The sequence below is a fragment of the Brevundimonas variabilis genome, assembly GCF_014199945.1.
Taxonomy (GTDB): domain Bacteria; phylum Pseudomonadota; class Alphaproteobacteria; order Caulobacterales; family Caulobacteraceae; genus Brevundimonas; species Brevundimonas variabilis.
On the sequence record NZ_JACHOR010000002.1, the window covers coordinates 647,392 to 663,613 of the forward strand.

A 16,222-nucleotide genomic window follows, 5' to 3' on the forward strand; every position below is an offset into this window, starting at 1 on the left:
ATCGCTTCCCGGCGCCGGACGCTCTCAGGACACGCCGTCCCGTTTCTGGGTCAGAGCACAGATCAGGGCCCACACGGCCACTGCCCCCATGGTCATGGCCACGATCACGAAGGCGCCCGACCCTCCGTCAACCCCCATCAGGGCGGCAATCCCGAACCCGCCCGCCATCATCGTGAACAGACCGACCAGCGACCAGTAGTTGGTGGGTGCTCGCCCCCGCCCCTGTCCACCGCTCATCCAGCCCGACTGGCCCTCGTCCAGCGTCTCGATCTGCGCCAACAGGCTTTCCGGTGGCTCACGGCCATTCTCGACATAGCTGCGGATCAGATCGAGGACAGCCTTCTGACGCTTGTAGCGCAGGAACATCCCCCAACCGGCGAAGGCAAAGCCTGAAAGCGGAAAAAGCACCCACCAGAAATTTGCGAACAGATCGTACATTGTCAGAGCCCCTCACCACGCAACCCGTTGCCGCGTCTTCGCAAGGTAGTCGTCACCGAAACGCCAGACGGATGCAGGGCCCACCGAAAAAGGCTGCGTCGGCGTCCCGCAAATCACCGGCGCATGGCATCCGCATAGATGTCTGGCTTGAAGCCGACGATCGTCCGGTCGCCGAGATCGAGCACGGGCCGCTTGATCATCGAGGGCTGGTCCAGCATCAGGTCGATGGCCCTGTCGCGGTCCAAGCCGTCACGGTCTGACTCCGCAAGTTTTCGAAAAGTGGTTCCGGAACGGTTCAGGACCGTTTCCCAGCCATGGACGTCGACGAAGCGTTCGAGGGTCAGACGGTCAATCCCGGCGACCTTGTAGTCATGGAACGTCACCTCAACCTGATGGGCATCCAGCCAGGCGCGCGCCTTCTTCATCGTGTCACAGGCCTTGATCCCATAGATCGTCGCCATTTCAGTCTCCCAGCGTTCTGCGTTTCGTTAGGCCAGGGCGACAGACGTGAAAAGGCCGGCCGCGAGATTCGCGACCGGCCCGTTCTCGTGGATCGTTCGATCAGCGCGCGTAGTTGTGCGCGATAGCCCAGTCGTACCAGCTGTCGACCACAGTACCGGTCAGAAGGATGCCGATGCCGCCTGTCAGGGTCGTCAGCACGGCGAACCACCAGGCCCAGCGGTGGATGGATTCCATCGTGGCGTTGAAGCCCATGGTCCAGCGCCAGAAAAGGGCAGCCCGCTCCGAACCCGTACCCCGGTCCGTAATCTGCTCGACTTCGCGATCTGCGCCATAGCGGCTGGTCGCCAGGATGGTCGCCGCATGCATGGCAAACAGCAGGGTCGAGCCGTAGAGGAAGACGATCGAGAGACAGTGGAAGGGGTTGTAGAACAGGTTGCCGTAGGTGATCGAGAACGCCCCGGTCCAGTCAAGGTGCGGGAAGATGCCGAACGGCACGGCCTCGCTCCACGATCCCATCATGATCGGGCGGATGAAGCCCAGCACCAGATAGAGCCAGATGGCTGAAGCGAAAGCCCAGGTCGTATGGGTACCGAGCCCGAGAGCCTTTGCCCGCAGATAGCTGCGGACACACCACATGATCACCGACAGCGTCAGGAAGAAGCCGGCAATCAGCCACCATCCTCCATCGTTCAGGGGCGGCAGAATGTTGAGCCCCTGTTCAATGGACGGCGGATTGAGCGCAAGCCAGGGCAGTTCGCCAATGAACCGGATGGGATTCCAGTTCACCGAGGCCAACATGTTCAGCCCGATGATCTCGAAGGCCAGAAAGCCACTGAACAGCGAGATGATACCCGTCCATCCGAGGTGCATGGGGCCGATCTGGGCATTGCCGATCTTGCCGATCCAGTAGGAAAAGAACGGCGTGCCGATGCGCCAGTCATCGCTTTCGGTCGTGGGAACCCCGGCTTCCGGATGCGACCGCACCTGAACCTGGGTGAAGATGTTCTGATAGGCAGACATGATTTCTCCCTCCCCTTATTGCCAGATCGGCAGGTTGCGCCAGCCGTCCCACCATTCGGGCCAGCCCTTGTCCCAGAAGGGACCACTGATGACGATGCAGATCGCGCTCCAGATCCCGGCCTGAAGGGCCATGAACAGGCCGACCCGGTGGATACCCAGCGTCCCGACGGAATAACCGATGAAGTCGCGGAAGAAGGTATCTTCGTGCTCGGGCTGCCGAACCGGCTTGCCTCCGCCTGGATTGGTGGCTGCCAGCACGAGCGACCCGTGCAGCGCCAGCGCCATGGTCGTCGCGAAGAAGAAGGAGACGGCAATCATATGTGCCGGATTGTAATGGAAATTCAGATACTGGTAGCCGACGTTCGAGACCCAATCCAGGTGGCTGAAGATGCCATAGGGGAAGCCGTGGCCCCAGGCACCGAGCAGAACGGGTCGAACGATGACGAGCGTGACATAGGCAAAGATGGCGACGCCGAAAGCGATGGGAACGTGCAGTCCCATGCCCAGCTTGCGACAGATCTCTACCTCGCGCAGCGCCCATGAGACGAAGGCGCCGACCGCACAGATCGTGACGATCTGCCAGATGCCGCCTTCGCGCATTGGTGCCAGCGAAAGGCCATACTCAAGCGCCGGCGGATTGATGGTGATCAGCCATGGGTTCCAGGTATCGCCCTGCGACGCGCCCAGAAAAATCAGCGCCGTTCCCAGTGCTGCAAAAAAGGCCGTCGTGACGCCAAAGAAGCCGACGTAGAAGGGCCCGACCCAGAAATCGAACAGGTCGCCGCCGATCAGCGTGCCCCCTCGAACTCTATACTTTCTCTCAAAACTCAAAAGAGCCATGACCGCCTCCGGTCAGCCGACGCCTCGCGCGTCGCTGATGTCATCAGGATTGAAACAGAATGCCGCCGGGACGTTGGGGGCGGAGGCCGATCACTCGTCCTCCGCCCGAACGCCCATTGGCGAGATGCGAGATCAGGGCGCTGCGGCGGCTGCCGCGGCGATCTGAGCCCGTTCTGCACCGTCAATCCAGTTGTACCGGGGCGAGCTGAGCAGGATGAAATGGATCAGCAGCGCGAGAGTAAACAGAAAGACGGCAAGAGCGACGAAGATCCTGCGCGGATCAAACGTAAGCCAGATTCTCCACATAGTCGTAGTCCTCCATGGCCGAAGCTCGGCCTTGCTTAGATGTCATCTGGAAGATGCCATCCTGGATGGGTGGAAAGGGCTATCAGGCCCCAAGCCACGGGCGCCAGAACCACACCAGACCATGAGCGACGATCGCAATAAGCGTGAAGCTGATGGTGTTGACCACGAAGAGGCCATGGAGTTCCTTGGCTGCCTCCGGGGTGAGGCCCGTCAATGACTCGCTGGGCCCGTTATCAGGTAAATGCGTCATTGTTCCTCCTTCAAGGTGATCGCGGACGTCGGCCACGAGAGAGTTCGTGACCGCTTTCGACACCGGGCGAACCCGTCGACGAAAAACGTGTCCAGGCCGGGAGAGACGGCCTGGACAATGGGAAAGGCTGGTGGGGAATGCCGGCTCATGCCGCCCTCCCCTGCAGGACCAGCGAATTGGCAGCGATCAGTCGATCCAGCGTGACCCGCTCCTCGCCGGCATTTCGCGCGGCGCGTTCCGCAGCATCGCGAAGCCTCTTGGCGGCAGAAATCCGAACGATCACGGGCTGGGCGGCGACCAGCCTGTCCAGCTGCTCCATCGCCTCGTCTTCCCAGTGAAGTTCGTCATGGATGCGCGACAGGGTCGGCTCGGCCTTGTCCATCTGGGAGGCCAGCGGCAGGATGTTGAACAGGGCATCGAACAGCGCGTTGCAGACCTCCTGAACCAGGAAGGTGCAACCGCCATAGCCCATGAACGGCGTGCCCGTATGGCGGCGGATCGCGGCTCCGGGGAAGGATGCCGGAACCCAGACGGCCTGCGGACCATGCCCGCCGCCGCCCGACCGTGCTGCAGCCTCGGCCAGATAGATGCGCTCGTTGATGCTGCCGAACAGAACGAGGGGCGGTGTTTCCGCGATCGCCTTGATGACGGCCTCGTTGTCGGACTTGGTGCCGGCACAGCGCGAGATGGCGAACTGGCACGGCAGGCCGAGGTCGTCCTCGAGGAATTTCCGCACGCCACGGGCGTAGGTCTCGTTGGCCACGATCGCAAAGCTGGCGGTGGCAAAGAAGTCCTGCGTCACGGACCGCCACAGGTCCCACAGCGGCTTGATCGTGGTGTGCTTCTCGCGCTCGATGAACGGCTCGGGATCGAGGCCTGTCATCTCTCCCAGCATGCGCAGGAAGAGCGTCGTCGACTCAAGGCCGATCGGGGCCTGCAGGTAAGGCTTCTCGAGCGCCTCGCACAGGCCGCGTCCGAACTCCCGATACATGCAGATATTGACTTCGGCGTCGGCCAGATTGCGCACATCGGCCAGATGGCTTCCCAGCGGGAAGACCATATTGACCTGGCCACCGATGCCTTCGACCAGACGCCGGATCTCGGCGAGGTCGGACGGCATGTTGAAGGTGCCGTACATCGGGCCGATGATGTTGACCCGGGGCTTCTCGCCCTCCGCCAGCGGGCGAGGACGGGGCATCTTCTTCGGGCCGAACTGGGTCCAGAGCCAGGTCAGGGCCCGATCGGCCGCCTGCCACTGATCCTCGTCGATGGTCCGCGGCAGGAAGCGCTGGATGTTTGTGCCTTCGGGCGTCACGCCCCCGCCGATCATCTCGGCGATCGAGCCGGTGACCACGACGGAAGGCAGTTCGGGATCGAGCGTCTTCCAGGCCCGCTTCATCGCACCCTCGGTGCCATGACGGCCGAGCTCGTCTTCGCCAAGCCCGGTCACCACGATCGGCAGCTCATGCGGAGGCAGGCCATCGGTGTAGTGCAGCACCGAGGTGACCGGCAGGTTCTCGCAGCCCACCGGGCCGTCGATGATGACCTGAAGGCCCTTGATGGCGGTGAAGGCGTAGACGGCACCCCAGTAGCCACCGGCCCGGTCGTGATCGAGGATCAGCGTCATGTTCCGACGTGCTCCTCGGCCTTGGCCTTGGCCGCCATGGTCTTGGCGTAGCGGGCCTTGAACTCGGGGCGGTCGGTCGGGACGTCTTCCCAGATTCCGGTCGCATGGCCTGTGCCGACGCCCTCGAAAAAGGCGCTCATCTTGTCGAACCGGGCCTTGTTGCCGATGGCGGCATTGATGACCTGGGCCAGCGATCCCGCGCCGGCCGGGCCCATCAGGGGCCGCGCCGAGATCAGGTTAGTGAAGTAGAGGGCCGGGATGGAAAGCGACTTGGCATGCTGGACCACGGGCGTGGTGCCGATCGCCAGATCCGGGCGGATGGCATCGACGGCCGACAGGTCCTGCTCCAGCGACGCGCGGTAGTTGACCGTGACGCCCCTTGACTCCAGCCATTCGCGATCCGGATCGGACCATTTCGTCTGGGGACATGCCGTGCCGACATAGTCGACCTCGGCTCCGCTCTCGATCAGCAGCCGGGCGACCAGAAGCTCGGAGCCTTCGTAGCCCGAAACCGTGATCCTGCCCTTGATGGGAGACCCGGCAAGGGCAGCGCCGATGGCACCGACCATGGCGTTCTTGATGCCGTCGATCTGGGCCTGGGGAACGTCGCAAGCCTCTCCGATGGCCTGAAGCCAGGCGGCCGTGCCATCACGACCGACCGGAGCCGATCCGACGACCTTGCGGCCGGCGGCCTCGAACTCGCGCACGCTGGCCGTATAGAACGGGTGGATAGCGGCCACGACGGCGCAGTCGAGGGCGGCATAGAGTTCGCGCCATTCGCGGGTCGGTACGACCGGTCCTGCGGCCAGACCCATCGGCTCCAGCATCCGGCCAATGATCATGGGATCGGCCGGGAACATCTCGCCCAGCAAGGTCACTGTCCGCTTGCCCGGACCACTTGCGAGTTTCGATTGTGGTGCAGGAACAGGGCCCTGCTCGGCTTCCTTGCGGGCGTAATTCAACATCGCGCCGGCCAGCACATCCTTGGCTTCGGCATGGGTCGGAATGCCGAAGCCCGGAACATCGATGCCAATGATCCGGACGCCGTTGATCTCTTTAGGCAGGAGTTGCAGCGGCACGCCCGACGCTGTCGGGACACACAGGTTGGTCACGACGATCGAGTCGTAAAGCTCCGGGTCCGCCATCTTGAACACCGCTTCGCGGATATCCTCGAACAGCTTGCCGGTGACCAGGCTCTCGGAATTGAAGGGGACATAGCCCACCGAACGGCGGGCCCCGTAGAAATGGCTGGTGAACGTCAAGCCGTAGACGCAGCAGGCCGAGCCGGACAGGATCGTCGCCGTCCGCCGCATTCGCAGGCCGACGCGCAACGAACCGAAGGCGGGGCACATCGACTGGGGCTGGTCATGCGGGCCGACCGGATAATCCTTGGCATAGCGCGCCAGAATCTCGGACTTGCCCGCTCGCGACGCAGCCGCTGCCAGTTCCGCCTTGCCGCCGTGGCAGCCGGATCCTTCGGCAGAAACAGGTTCCGCGGCAGTGTCGTCGATGATGGCAGTGTCCTCGAGCATGGCCGTCACACAGCCTCGTCGTAGACGACTTCAAGCGAAGCCTTGGGCACATAGGAGGTGCCGCGCATGTCACTCTGGCTCGCAGGGATCAGATTGACCGCGCCGCCCGTCTGTTCAGGGCTGAACAGCCCCAGCAGCCCGTCCTGGGTCAGGGGCCGGGGGTGCTGAGGCAGCGAGTCCGCCACGGCCTGGGCCAGCCCGGCGAACAGTCCGCCCCACTCGCTGTCGGGTGTGCCGATGATCTGATAGTTGGCGGACTTCCGGCGGATGTCCTCATTGGCGGGGATCGAGGCCAGCACGGGGATGCCCACGGCCTCGGCAAAGGCCGCAGCCTCGCCCGTGCCATCGTCCTTGTTGATGACCATGCCAGCCACGCCGACATTGCCACCCATCTTGCGGAAATATTCGACCGCCGAGCAGACATTGTTGGCCACATAGAGCGACTGCAGGTCGTTTGAGCCGACCACGATCACCTTCTGGCACATGTCCCGCGCGATCGGCAGACCGAAGCCGCCACAGACCACGTCACCCAGGAAGTCCAGCAGGACGTAGTCGAAGCCCCAGTCGTGGAAGCCCAGCTTCTCGAGCAGTTCGAAGCCATGGATGATGCCGCGTCCGCCGCAACCGCGACCGACCTCGGGGCCGCCCAATTCCATCGCAAAGACGCCGTCGCGCTGGAAACAGACGTCCTCGATCCGGACCTCCTCGCCTGTCAGCTTCTTGTTGGCCGAGGTCTGGATGATGGTCGGGCAGGACTTGCCGCCGAACAGCAGCGACGTCGTATCCGACTTGGGATCACATCCGATCAGCAGAACCCGCTTGCCCTGCTGGGCCATCATGTAGCTGAGGTTGGACAGGGCAAACGACTTGCCCGACCCGCCCTTGCCATAGATGGCGATGATCTGGGTCTCCTTGGTGACCTCGCCCGTATGCACGGGATCCGGCTCGACCTTGGCTTCCTCGCGCAAAGCCTTGTGGGAAATCAGGGTGATGGTCATGCACAGTTCCTCCAGTCGAGGATCATTTTGAGACAATCCGCGTCGCCAAAGGCGACAGGGTAGGCGTCATTGGCTTCAACAGCCGGCCGGCGATGGGTGATCAGGCCATCGAGGCTCAGGCGCCCGTCAGCGATCAGTGCGGTCACAGCCGTCACGTCCTCTGGCCGGAACTCGGCAGCGATCCGGAACCGCGCCTCCTTCATGAAGGCCATCGGGAACGCGAAGGACAGGCGCGCTTCATAGAAGCCGGCCAGTACGATCTCGCCGCTACGGCCAAGGCGGGCGACCAGAAAGTCCATCAGGTCTTCGGCGCCAGAGGCGTCGTAGATGCTGCGGTAATCGCGCCGGTCGTCGGCGTCGGGATGGATCGCCACCCCATGTCTGCGGGTCGGGTTGGTCTCCCAGACCGTCGGGCGCTCGGCGCCCATGGCCTCGGTAATCCGAAGAATCAGTCGACCCAGAACACCATGTCCGACGATCAGGTCCGGAGCCGTGCCGCCCACGATGGCATGATAGGCCGTGGCAGCAAGGGACAGCAGGACGCCTTGGTCATCCACGCCCTGCGGCAAGGTGACGGTCCGCGACTGCGGTGCGATCAGGGTCCGGGCAGCGCCACCAAAGAGGCCGCGCGCGTCAATGAAACTGGATGAGCCGGGAACGAAGACCCGGTCTCCGATACGCGACTGCGCCATGGCTCCCGCGTCAACCACCGTGCCCACGGCCTCATAGCCGGGGACCAGGGGATAACCGAGGCCGGGGAAATGGGGCATCCGCCCGTCCCACAGCAATCTTTCGGTCCCGGTCGAGATGCCGCTCCAGTCCACCGTGACGACCACGTCTTCGGGACCGGCCGGCTTCAGGTCGAGCGGACGGACCGCGAGACGCCGGGGTTCCTCCAGTACGACAGCCAGGGTGTGCATCTGCTCGCCTCGGGAGGGCAGCGATCCAGATTGATCCCCTCCCCGACTGTCAGCTTAGATTGACAGATGGAGTTGTCAAATCTTGATTACACTTTCTGGTGTCTATTCGGCCTGTCAGGCGCGCGCGACGATCAGACTGGCGATCATGGGCAGCGGTGTGCGGACCTCTCTGCTTGACGTGAATCCCGCCACGCCTAGCATTTTCCGGATTTCGGCCACCGATCTCGGCCGGCCAGAGCCCATGGCGAGCAGGTACAGCCCGAAATAGGCATCTCCTACGCGTTCGCAGCCTGATACCTGGGCCATAGGCTCGGCAATAAGCAGGGTGCGACCGGGCTCCAGCGCAGCCCGGATCGCTCTCAACAGGATCATGGCCTTGTCGTCGTCGTGGTCATGCAGGATCCGCACGAGCGTTATGATGTCGGCACCCTGAGGCAGGGAATCGGTGAAGAAACTGCCGCCCGTCGCTTCCAGGGCTAGGCCTTCCGCCGCGAATCGGGCGCGTGCCCGTTCGGCGACGGGCGGCAGGTCGAACAGCGCAAGCGCAAGCTGGGGTGCGTGACCGGCGACCGCGCGCAGGAAGGTGCCGTCGCCGCCCCCGACATCCATGACGCGCTGATGCCGCCGGATGGGGTAGGCCTCAAGCACCTGGGCCGCGACCATGGCCTGCGAAGCGGACATCAGCCCGGAGTAAGGGCCGCTCGTTCCCCCCTCTCCGCCTTCAGCGTAAGGCCAGTAACCTGAAAGCGCCCCACCCCCGCCACCGCGACGCAATAGGCCGATCGGATCCGCAAGGTCGGCATAGAGCAAACGGTGATGCTCGATCATCGCAGCAACGCCCGGTGCGCCGAGCAGGGCCGCTCCCTCGACTCCCAAGGCAAAAACGTCGCCTCCAGCCGGTTCCGCCAACTTGAGCGCAACCGCCGCCTTCACCAGACGCTCTGTGCCCGCCATGTCCAGATCGACGACGCGCTCCAGATCGCTGATGGAATGCGGGCGCTTCGCCAGCGCGTCCAGCAGGCCGGACGTGACGCAGGCATAGGCGATCTGGGAATAGACGAACCCCGCCGTCAGATCGAAAAGAGCCTGTGCCCGCCGCCGGGCGACCGGCCGCGTCAGCGGAAACCGAGCCGCCCATCGCTGAAACGCGGGGTTGATGCTCAGGCCATTGCGCCAATCTCGCCATCGGTCCCGCAGGGTGGTCGCGCGATCCGCACGTTCATCAGGCATCCAATCACTCCTAATGCCGACGGATCAGCAAGACTGCAGGGTCACTTCCAGGCGAAAAAGCCTCAGGCTCGGCACCAGGGTCAACGCCTTATTGCGCTATCCCCACGACCTCAGATCGCGCCGTTGCGCACGGGAGAGGAATACCCCTTGTGTCAATCAGGTTGGACTCCTTTACTGTCGTGTCAACAGAACACAGGAGCGCGTCCCTCATGCGGCGCAACAAGGTCATTGTCGTCGGAGCCGGGATTGGCGGCCTGACCGCCGCGATCAGCCTGTGCGGCCAGGGCCACGACGTGACCATCATCGAAGCTGCTGACCAGCCCGGCGGCAAGCTAAGCCAGCTTCAAGTCGGCGGGATGGGCATAGATTCCGGTCCAACGGTCTTCACGATGCGCTGGGTGTTCGAGGAGCTGTTCGCGTCCGTCGGTCAGGATCTGTCCGATCACCTGACGCTGACCCGCGCAGAAACACTGGCGCGCCATAGCTGGCCTGATGGGTCGACCTTCGACCTGTTCACCGATCTGGAACGCTCGATCGATGCTGTCGGGATCCTGGCTGGAGCGGCAGAGGCGAGGCGGTTTCGCGCCTTCTCCCAGCACGCAGCCCTGATCTATCGCGTGCTGGAAGGGCCATTCCTGAAGGCGGACAAGCCGAACACATTCCAGTTCATGCTCGACATCGGCCTTCATCGCTCGAAGGATGCCTGGGCCATCGTTCCCTATCGGTCGATGTGGGATCAACTGGGCACCTATTTCCACGACCCGCGCCTGCGGCAGTTGTTCGGTCGCTACGCCACCTACTGCGGAGCGTCTCCGTTCAAGGCTCCCGCCACCATGATGCTTATCGCCCATGTCGAGCAGCAAGGTGTGTGGCTTGTCGAAGGGGGAATGAAGAAACTTCCCGAGGCCCTCGCCACACTGGCCACTTCACTCGGAGCCACGATCCGTTGCGGTGCACCTGTCGCAGCGATCGAGGCCAGGCAGGGTCGGGTCTCCGGCGTGGTTCTGGCTTCTGGTGAGCAACTGGAGGCAGACATCGTCCTCTGCAACGGGGATCCCGCCGCGATCGCGTCCGGCCGGTTTGGTCCAGGGGTCGCGCCTGCCGTCACGGCTGCCGGGCCTGGCAAGCGATCCCTTTCGGCTGTCACATTCTCCTTCACGGCCGACACGCCCGCCGAACTTGTCAGGCACAATCTTTATTTTTCACCGGACTATACGGCCGAGTTCGATGCCCTGCATGCGGGCAGGATGCCGGAAATCCCGACGGTCTATCTTTGCGCCCAGGACCGCCACGATACCGACCCCGGGCGAGCGAAGCCTGGTGCCGAGCGCTTCTTCGCCATCGTCAATGCGCCGTCCGACGGCGACGTCCACGCCTATTCACCCCAGGAGATCGACCTATGTCGTTCGCGAACCTTCGCGTCCATGGAACGCGGCGGCCTGAAGATCGACCCGGCGTCGATCCAGATGGCCATCACGACCCCGACCGACTTCGAGCGCCGCTTTCCGGCGACGGGAGGAGCGCTCTATGGCCTGGCGGGCCACGGCTGGGACTCGCCCTTCCGTCGACCCGGAGCCCGTACCAGGATGCCCGGCCTCTACCTGTGTGGGGGCGCGACCCATCCGGGCGCGGGAGTACCGATGGCGGCGCTGTCCGGCCGACTGGCGGCCAAGGCGGTGATGCAGGATGGGGCTTCGATGCGGCGGTAGGCCCCGGCGGATATGCGTGGTGGTATGTCGACGCCATGAGCGCCGATCGGCGCTTCGGCCTGACCGTCATTGCCTTCGTCGGCAGCGTCTTTTCGCCTTGGTACGGTTGGTCGGGTCGAGGCAATCCTGAGAACCACTGCGCCGTCAACGTCGCCCTGTATGGTCCGGGTTGTGCGCGCTGGGCCATGACCGAGCGTGGTCGCAAGGCCGTCAGCCGCGATGCCGGCAGCCTGTCGATCGGCCCCAGCGCCCTTTCGTGGGAGGGCGACGAACTGGTCATTCAGTTAGACGAGATCACGGCTCCGGTGCCACCCATGCCCAGCATGCCTCGCCCGGTGCGGGGCGAGGTTCGCTTGCGGCCGCGTGCAATGAATACGCGCGCCTTCACCCTTGATGAGGCCGGCGGCCATGTCTGGCACCCGCTCGCTCCGCGCGCCGATGTTTCAGTGAGCCTGATCGAGCCAGGCCTGTCGTGGACAGGCGAAGGCTATCTCGACCACAACCGCGGCCTTGAACCACTGGAGCAGGCGTTCGAACACTGGGATTGGTCCCGCGTCCATCTCAGCAGCGACAGTGCTGTTCTGTATGACCTGATGCGGCGTGACGGATCGGCGGTCAGCCTGGCGATGCGGTTTGGCGCCGATGCGGTACCCGAGCCGTTCGAGCCACCGGCCATCGTCCGTCTTCCCAACACCGGGTGGGGCATGAAGCGATTCACCCGGTCCGATCCCGGCGGCATGGCGGGCGTGACGGAAACCTGGGAGGATACGCCGTTCTATTCGCGGTCCGCCCTGAAGACGCGGCTGCTGAACGACGATGCCCACGGTGTTCACGAGAGCCTTTCGCTAGGGCGACTGCGGTCCCCGATCGTCCGGACCATGCTGCCCTTCCGCATGCCGCGCTCGCTCCGCTGAGGCCAAATCGCGCTTCTTTTCCCGATTCAGGGACCAGAGTTCCCAAAGGCCCCAGCCAAGGACAGGCACAAAGAGTAGCATCAGCTCGATGATCCCGATGGCCCAGCTGCTCATGTCGCTGCTCTGTTCGCGACACTCAAGATGACATCCGCCACGGCCTGGGGGTTCTCCTCATGGGCCAGATGCCCGAGGCCCTGCAACGTTAACAGCGAAGCTCCTGCCACGGCCGATTGAACGCTTGCTGCCACGGACGGTGGCACAGCCAAATCCTGCGATCCAACCACAAGTGTCAAGGACGCCCGGAGGCGCGGCATCTCGCGCACCATCGCGCGCAGGTCCCAGTTGCCCATCATTCCCAGCGTCCCGGCGACATGGCCAGGTTTGCGAAACAGGCGGGCATAGAGTTCGATGCCCTCGGGTTCGATCGTTGATCCCGTTCCCTTGATCATCCGGACGATCCGCCCCGCGTCACCGGCACTGGCCGCGAACAGCCGCGCGGCCAGTGGATTGGCGAACAAGCCAAGCGCAACGCCCTGGAACAAGGGTGCCGCCGCGCCCCCGAAAGGCTTCAGCGCGCCGTTGATGGCAACGATCGGTGCGGGTCCCAGTCGTCCGTCCAGCGACATGCGGATCGCGATGGCAGCACCTGCGGAATGACCCACGACCAGGGCAGGCTTGAGCCTCAGTGCCTCCAGCAACCCGCCGGCCCGTCGTGCCATCGCGGGCAGGGACAGACCATTTCCCACCGGTGTCGCCGTGAAGCCATGTCCCGGCAGATCGGGCGCGACGACCCGAAATCTCTCGGCAAGGATCGGCATCAGCCCGCGCCAGCTGTGCGTTGCAGCTCCGGCACCGTGCAGCAGAAAGAGCACCGGTGCGGTCTCCGGCCCCATGACCTGCACATGCCAGCGCAGATCGCCGGCCGTGACGAACCGGCTGGCCGAGCGATGAGGCCAGCCCCGCCCCTCGATCTCCCATTCGGGTTCACGGCCCATTTTCAGCCCACGCCTTCCAGCGATCGCACCACGTCGCGGACACGGCCAGCCTCGACATAGGGCAAGGCCGCGAACCGGGCTCCCATCGCCTCGGCCAGCTTCTGACCATCTCCGCGCGGGCGAGGCGAGATATCGATCAAGGCTACAGCCATGCCGGTCCCGCGAATGCGCCGCGCGGCATTCAGGGCATCGGTCTCGGCTCGTGTGCGGAAGGCCGCGCCGTCCAGGGCGATGTTGCCCCGACCATCGGTCATGATCACCAGCACCGGTGTCCGCCCTTTGGCGCGTTCGGCCACGCCAAGGATCGCCGCGGCTTCAAGCGCTGCGGCCAGGGGTGTTGCTCCGCCCCCGGCAAGCTCGGCAAGCGACCGGCGCGCCCGCGTCAGCGATCGCGTGGGCGGGAGCAGCAGTTCGGCCGCCGTCCCGCGAAAGGCAATCAGCGCGACCTGCGTTCGCTTCACATAGGCCTCGGCCAGAAGCAGTTCGACAGCCCCCTTGGTTTCCGCCAGCCTCTGAAGCGCGGCAGAGCCCGACGCATCCACAACGAAGATGACGGTTGATTCCGAACGCTGCTCGAAGCGCCGGACCCGGAAGTCATCGCGCCGGATCCGCATCGGCCCGCGATCAAGGCCCAGCAACGCACCGCGAACCTTTTGCCAGGGCGCGGCCGCCTTGAGGGTTTCGACGACATCCAGCCCCGACGCCTGTTTCGGTAATCCCGGACGCGAGGCGATCCTCCGCCCCCGGTCCGGCGAGGCCCGCCGGGCTCCCGATCGCCCCGAGGACATCGCCGCCGACTGTGCCGCCCGGCCCTGATCCATCCACAGGGCGTCCAGTCCGTCCGGCAGGGCGGCCCGCACGGCGTCCAGCACGACATCGTCCAGCATCGCCGCCATGTCGTCGTTTTCGGCTGTGTCCAATTCATCTTCGGGCGGCGTCGCATCCGGCTCGCGTTGTTCGGCCTCGGGCTCTGATGGCGGGATATCGTCAGGCTGTGACTCCGGTTCAGCCTCGGCCGTGACGTCAGGCATCCGCGTCGCGCGAGGAGCCAGGACCAGCCGTGCAGCCGTGCTCAGGTCCTCCGGGTCGATCACGTCTCGCCCTTCGAGCGCCGCCAGAGCGGCAGCGACCCGCAAGGCCAGCAGCGGGGCTCGTATCGAGCCAATACCAAAGGCCTCGGCGGCCCCACAGATGGCTTCGACCATCGCCTGGTCAGGCGCTCCAACGTGCGTAAGGGCCTCTCGCGCTTCTGCCACGTCGGCCACCGTCGCGCTGATCGGCAGGGCATCGCGATGCCCGACGCCGTCCAGATCGATCGCGAATGCCAGATGCTCGGACAATCCTGGCCCAACCCGCTCTCCGTCGTCCGCCCCCTCGTCCAGCGCAACCATCACGAACCGCGCGCCCAGACGTTCGGCCATACCGTCACGTTCCAGGCTAATGACGCCCGAATCCAGCGCAGCCGCCAGACGGGAAGCCGTCCCCGACGTCAGACGCTCGGCCATGGGCGCAATCACGACCCCGCCATCGGCCTCGGCCAGCAGTCCGCGCTGCAGCACCTTGCGGCCGCTGCCCAGTGCGGCTCCGAGATCCAGCCCGCCCAGCAACCGCTCATCGCCGATTCCCGGCGGCAACCTTCGCCACGGCGTCTCGACATCAAACAGGGCCCGAAAGCCGGAAACCCAGGCATCACGCACGGGTCCCGGCCCGGCCCGCACCACGACCCCGCCCAGTCGCGGGTCGACCGCCAGCAGGGCCGCCGCCAGCATGGCCTCGGCCCAGACGGTCGCCGCGTCCTTCACGGCAGGGGCCTCACGCCGCCTTCAGCTCATCGAGCGCACGGTCGATGCGGGCTGTCGAAGCCTGCTCGTCCAGCGGACCTCTTCTCAGCCGGTGTCTGAGCGCCATGGGTGCAATCTTCCTCAGATCGGCATCCGTGACAGCCTCGCGTCCTTCCAGTGCTGCCAAAGCCCGCGAAGCCCTCAAAAGGGTCAGTTCCCCCCGCAGCCCGTCAGCCCCGACCGCCATACACAGTCGCGACCCCTGCTCAAGTACGGCGTCCGGCACAACGATGTCTCCGATCCGACCCTGAGCCGCTTTGATCCTGCGTCGGACCGCCGTGTCCTTGGCCTTCCAGAGCTCCACAAAGGCTGCAGGATCGCGGTCGAAGGCGTCGCGCCGCTTGACCACCTCCACCCGATCCGCGAGCCGATCCGGCGTCGTCACCTCGACCGACAGGCCGAAGCGGTCGAGCAGCTGTGGACGCAGCTCGCCCTCCTCCGGGTTTCCGCTTCCGACAAGGACGAAACGCGCCGGGTGGCGGATACTGAGGCCCTCCCGTTCAACGACGTTCTCACCCGACTGGGCCACGTCCAGCAGCAGGTCGACCAGATGGTCCTCCAGCAGATTGACCTCGTCGATATACAGGAAGCCCCGGTTGGCCCGTGCCAGCAGACCGGGCTCGAAAGCCTTCTCCCCCAGTGTCAGAGCACGTTCGAGGTCCAGCGCGCCGACGACACGGTCCTCTGTTGCTCCCAGCGGCAGGTCAACGACGGGCGCTGGAGCCTCTCCGGCCTTGCCGGTATGCCGGCAGACGCCGACACAGGCCTCGCATGGCGTGCCGGGTTCGCAGTTGAAGCGACACCCCGCAATCACCTTCAAAGGTGGCAGCAACGCCGCCAGACCGCGCACTGCGGTGGTCTTGCCTGACCCACGATCCCCGAACACCATCACCCCGCCCAGCGTCCGGTCGACAGCGGCCAGCAGGAGGGCCAGCTTCATTTCGTCCTGAGCGACGATGGCCGAAAATGGAAAGACGACGCGCATCCGAACCTGTCCAACGAAATGGACACCTGTCGTTTCATGCCTCGCGGTCCGGGTCAACGCGGGAGCGCCCCGACATCAGGCAGCGGGGGCACCTGCCGGGGCAGCAGCGGCGTTCAGGCTGTTGCCAATCCCGGTCGCGTCCCGCTATCCGTAGT

At 64.8% G+C, this 16,222-nt stretch carries 16 protein-coding genes; 2 read left to right on the forward strand and 14 right to left on the reverse strand.

Annotation, left to right across the window (positions count from 1 at the left end; translation table 11 throughout):
* Nucleotides 1-24: 24 nt before the first annotated feature.
* The 11 genes from GGR13_RS07900 to GGR13_RS07950 form a co-directional block, all read right to left on the reverse strand.
* A complete protein-coding gene (locus tag GGR13_RS07900; RefSeq protein WP_183212943.1) occupies nucleotides 25-438 on the reverse strand; it encodes a hypothetical protein in 414 nt (137 codons plus the stop codon).
* Between the two features lie 113 nt (nucleotides 439-551).
* A complete protein-coding gene (locus GGR13_RS07905) occupies nucleotides 552-899 on the reverse strand; it encodes an ArsC family reductase (protein WP_183212944.1) in 348 nt (115 codons plus the stop codon).
* A gap of 100 nt (nucleotides 900-999) precedes the next feature.
* On the reverse strand, nucleotides 1,000-1,920 hold the full coding sequence (gene pufM, locus GGR13_RS07910; protein ID WP_183212945.1) for a photosynthetic reaction center subunit M: 921 nt from the start codon (nucleotides 1,918-1,920) through the stop codon (nucleotides 1,000-1,002).
* Nucleotides 1,921-1,935: 15 nt separating this feature from the next.
* Nucleotides 1,936-2,760 (reverse strand): photosynthetic reaction center subunit L, encoded by an 825-nt coding sequence (pufL, locus tag GGR13_RS07915; RefSeq protein WP_183212946.1) that lies wholly within the window; start codon nucleotides 2,758-2,760, stop codon nucleotides 1,936-1,938.
* 132 nt (nucleotides 2,761-2,892) lie between these two features.
* Nucleotides 2,893-3,066: a light-harvesting antenna LH1, alpha subunit gene (gene pufA / locus GGR13_RS07920; RefSeq protein ID WP_183212947.1), complete on the reverse strand. Its 174-nt coding sequence runs from the start codon at nucleotides 3,064-3,066 to the stop codon at nucleotides 2,893-2,895.
* An 82-nt stretch (nucleotides 3,067-3,148) separates the two neighbouring features.
* A complete protein-coding gene (pufB, locus tag GGR13_RS07925) occupies nucleotides 3,149-3,352 on the reverse strand; it encodes a light-harvesting antenna LH1, beta subunit (protein ID WP_343060315.1) in 204 nt (67 codons plus the stop codon).
* A 109-nt stretch (nucleotides 3,353-3,461) separates the two neighbouring features.
* The gene (gene bchZ / locus GGR13_RS07930) at nucleotides 3,462-4,943 is read right to left on the reverse strand and encodes a chlorophyllide a reductase subunit Z (protein WP_183212948.1); all 1,482 of its coding nucleotides are present in this window, start codon (nucleotides 4,941-4,943) and stop codon (nucleotides 3,462-3,464) included.
* Nucleotides 4,940-6,475, reverse strand: a complete 1,536-nt coding sequence (gene bchY / locus GGR13_RS07935; RefSeq protein ID WP_183212949.1) for a chlorophyllide a reductase subunit Y — start codon at nucleotides 6,473-6,475, stop codon at nucleotides 4,940-4,942. Before bchY ends, bchZ begins: the two co-directional genes overlap by 4 nt.
* A 5-nt stretch (nucleotides 6,476-6,480) precedes the next feature.
* The gene (locus GGR13_RS07940; protein ID WP_183212950.1) at nucleotides 6,481-7,473 is read right to left on the reverse strand and encodes a chlorophyllide a reductase iron protein subunit X; all 993 of its coding nucleotides are present in this window, start codon (nucleotides 7,471-7,473) and stop codon (nucleotides 6,481-6,483) included.
* Entirely contained in the window at nucleotides 7,470-8,393 is a 924-nt protein-coding gene (bchC, locus tag GGR13_RS07945; RefSeq protein WP_183212951.1) for a chlorophyll synthesis pathway protein BchC, read from the reverse strand. Before bchC ends, GGR13_RS07940 begins: the two co-directional genes overlap by 4 nt.
* Nucleotides 8,394-8,507: 114 nt before the next feature.
* Nucleotides 8,508-9,623 (reverse strand): methyltransferase, encoded by a 1,116-nt coding sequence (locus tag GGR13_RS07950; RefSeq protein WP_183212952.1) that lies wholly within the window; start codon nucleotides 9,621-9,623, stop codon nucleotides 8,508-8,510.
* A gap of 209 nt (nucleotides 9,624-9,832) precedes the next feature.
* Here GGR13_RS07950 and crtD point away from each other — a divergent pair, with 209 nt between their 5' ends.
* Nucleotides 9,833-11,332 (forward strand): 1-hydroxycarotenoid 3,4-desaturase CrtD, encoded by a 1,500-nt coding sequence (gene crtD, locus GGR13_RS07955; protein ID WP_183212953.1) that lies wholly within the window; start codon nucleotides 9,833-9,835, stop codon nucleotides 11,330-11,332.
* Nucleotides 11,333-11,367: 35 nt separating this feature from the next.
* Complete coding sequence (locus tag GGR13_RS07960; protein WP_183212954.1) at nucleotides 11,368-12,246, forward strand: hydratase; 879 nt, start codon at nucleotides 11,368-11,370, stop codon at nucleotides 12,244-12,246.
* A gap of 110 nt (nucleotides 12,247-12,356) precedes the next feature.
* Here the strand turns inward: GGR13_RS07960 and bchO are convergent, their stop codons facing one another.
* The 3 genes from bchO to bchI are packed head-to-tail and all read right to left on the reverse strand — an operon-like array spanning nucleotide 12,357 to nucleotide 16,067.
* On the reverse strand, nucleotides 12,357-13,241 hold the full coding sequence (gene bchO, locus GGR13_RS07965) for an alpha/beta fold hydrolase BchO (protein WP_183212955.1): 885 nt from the start codon (nucleotides 13,239-13,241) through the stop codon (nucleotides 12,357-12,359).
* 2 nt (nucleotides 13,242-13,243) lie between these two features.
* The gene (locus GGR13_RS07970) at nucleotides 13,244-15,043 is read right to left on the reverse strand and encodes a magnesium chelatase subunit D (RefSeq protein ID WP_183212956.1); all 1,800 of its coding nucleotides are present in this window, start codon (nucleotides 15,041-15,043) and stop codon (nucleotides 13,244-13,246) included.
* 10 nt (nucleotides 15,044-15,053) lie between these two features.
* Nucleotides 15,054-16,067, reverse strand: coding sequence for a magnesium chelatase ATPase subunit I (gene bchI / locus GGR13_RS07975; protein ID WP_183212957.1), 1,014 nt, complete (start codon nucleotides 16,065-16,067; stop codon nucleotides 15,054-15,056).
* Between the last annotated feature and the right edge of the window lie 155 nt (nucleotides 16,068-16,222).